2 protein-coding genes are annotated in these 2319 nt (G+C 57.3%); one reads left to right on the plus strand and one right to left on the minus strand.

Annotated features, from left to right (window positions below):
• The first annotated feature begins 607 nt into the window (after positions 1 to 607).
• Positions 608 to 1162 (plus strand): DUF3363 domain-containing protein, encoded by a 555-nt coding sequence (locus ACI3K3_RS25520; protein WP_404918895.1) that lies wholly within the window; start codon positions 608 to 610, stop codon positions 1160 to 1162.
• On the opposite strand, the gene ACI3K3_RS25525 is transcribed toward ACI3K3_RS25520, so the two are convergent.
• Complete coding sequence (locus ACI3K3_RS25525) at positions 1139 to 1546, minus strand: DUF6491 family protein (protein ID WP_404918897.1); 408 nt, start codon at positions 1544 to 1546, stop codon at positions 1139 to 1141. The genes ACI3K3_RS25520 and ACI3K3_RS25525 overlap by 24 nt on opposite strands.
• Positions 1547 to 2319 lie beyond the last annotated feature (773 nt).

Here is a 2319-nt window from a genome sequence, read left to right on the forward strand (position 1 = left end):
CCTGCTGGAGCCGATCGGAAACATCCCGCCCGTCGAAGCCGAGCAACGCTACTACGCCATGCTGGACGACGTCCCACTGGCTGCCTAATTTAAGAAAACTGGCCTCCGGCAATCCCGGGGCGGTTCAGCGCAGCTAAGCCGGGAAGACCACCATCGCCTGATGAGCGAGATTGGGAGGGGAACCGACATGTTCGATCCTCGATCGGGTCCGCTTTGGATTGGGAATGCCAATAACCCTAACAATGAGGCTTACATCAACCCTAACACGGGACGTCATTCCTGACGCTTCTTGAAGCTGCAGTCTCCATCGGCAGGGCTGCCGTGAACATCTTGAGAAAAGGTTCCTCTCAAGAGAACCGAGTTTTGCTCCAAGGATGTTAACGGTCCGGTGACGTCGAAAGTTGCCCGTCCATCGTCTGCTGGTGGAGCGCGAACCATCAGGGCGATGGGTGATTTCCAGCGATCATCTGGAGCGCGTTGCCACGTGGCAATCGCAGCGATTGCAGGACCAACCCGGGGGGCGTCGCTGCTCTATCCGGTGGAGCTGTCAACGATCTGGGAGGATTGGAGGCCGCGACCTGGACCGACCGGGAGCTCGTTTCCGGCAATGCAGCCTTCGGCTCGTAAGGCAGGATTCGCAGCGGAATTGGCTGAGGCACGGCTACTGCGGCGGCAGTGGTTTTTGGCGCAGGGGTTTGCTGCTGAAACTGCGGGGGGCATGGTCTTTTCGGATGAGATGCTGGATGCGCTGCGCCGGCAAGAATTACTGCGCGTTGCCTCGCAGCTTTCCAGTGAGCTCGAGATGCCCTTTCGGGAGGCTGGTCAGGGCGACACAATCGAAGGCGTTTACAGGCGCGCTGTCGACCTCGTCAGCGGACGTCATACTCTCATCGAACGGAGCTGGGATTTTACACTGGTTCCTTGGCGCCGGGCTTTGGAGCGACAGGTAGGCAAAACGGTGTCCGGCCTGGTTCGCGCGGATGGTGTGAATTGGACCGCCGGGCGTGGGCGACCGTCGCCCGGCATTTCGTCATACAGCACGTCTCTCGGCGCTGTTTTAACGTCTTGGACTGGAACCGAGCAGTCGTTCCGGTTCGATGCCCCTAGCGTCAGCTTTCTCAAAGAAGGGTGCTGTGCGTCAGGGTCGGTCTCGACTGGGTAAGGCTGCCACTTCCTCCGGCGTCAGTACCGTAACGGCGCGCACGGGGCAGCGCTGCTGACCGCGGCCGCCGGATCGCCGGGTCACGATCGTCGTTCCAAGGCCGGCGCCGGAACAGATTGAGGAGCTTCCTGTAGTGATCAACCCAAGGCGCTCGCTCCAGTTTATGTCCGGGCAGATACCCATGAGATCCAGGCGGTAGACATCGCGGCCCGCGCGTACGTTGACGGTCGTGGAATTGACGGCCCTGAAATTGCGCACATCATTCGCCCAGAAGCATTGTCGCGGCTGCCGGACCGCAGATGCTGTGTCGTGTTCGTTTGCGGTGCAGCCCGTCACACCAAGAAATGCGGCCATTACCGCAGTTGAGACGGTGAACTTTGCCATGAGACTTTCTCCATTGCCTCGTCTGGGATTCTGGGTCCTATCGAGCCTCGCGTCGTTGCTGACCTGGGCGCGCTGCGTTATGGGCGAATGGCGCCTGCCGGATTACTGACCAATGCAAGAGAGAACCGCTTGGTTTAGTTGGATCGAGCCAAACACGTAGATTCAATTTCACGCGGAACAGTATGAGGCTCGCCGGCGACCAGATAGAAGGGTCCTTCGACTGGGCGCGATTTGTGGCCCATCGACAGGTAGTTGGCTGGCATGAAAGTATAAAGCCGCTCATCTCGTATGATCCTCAGCACTGCACTTGCCCGTATGCCAGCCGCTCGAGGAGAAGAGCGTCATCAAAGCAAGCTCGTCAACCGTGGTTCATTCCGAATCCTTCAATACTCCTTCGAAAGGAAAATGTTTACTGGGAACAACCCTTGCGCCCAATATTGTGGCGCGGGCCCTCCAGCAGGGCAAATTCATTTCTTTAAGTGATGTATCAATCTAATTAAGCTCTGATTGATCGACGAGCCTGGGAAAAATTTAGTATGTATATCTAGATTCTATCATTCAACCCTGTTGCGGTTCGCCGCTGTTCGTTTCGCGTCGAACAAGTAGCGATCATGCGCCGTATAGCGTTCACTGGTTTGTCACTTCCCTAGGCGACAGACCCATAAATTGGATTCCCAAAGAGGCGGCAGCATGATTCACTCTCCGGAAGGAGACGAGGCATGGCACGGTTTGATCTGACGGATTTTGAGTGGTCGGTAATCGAGCCTTTGCTG

Origin of the sequence: Novosphingobium sp. ZW T3_23 (genome assembly GCF_044987305.1) — a bacterium.
Lineage (GTDB): Bacteria > Pseudomonadota > Alphaproteobacteria > Sphingomonadales > Sphingomonadaceae > Novosphingobium.

Coding starts and splice junctions, on each gene's coding strand:
- ACI3K3_RS25520 (WP_404918895.1), top strand. CDS start 608: ATGCAGCCTTCGGCTCGTAAGGCAGGATTCGCAGCGGAATTGGCTGAG.
- ACI3K3_RS25525 (WP_404918897.1), bottom strand. CDS start 1,546: ATGGCAAAGTTCACCGTCTCAACTGCGGTAATGGCCGCATTTCTTGGT.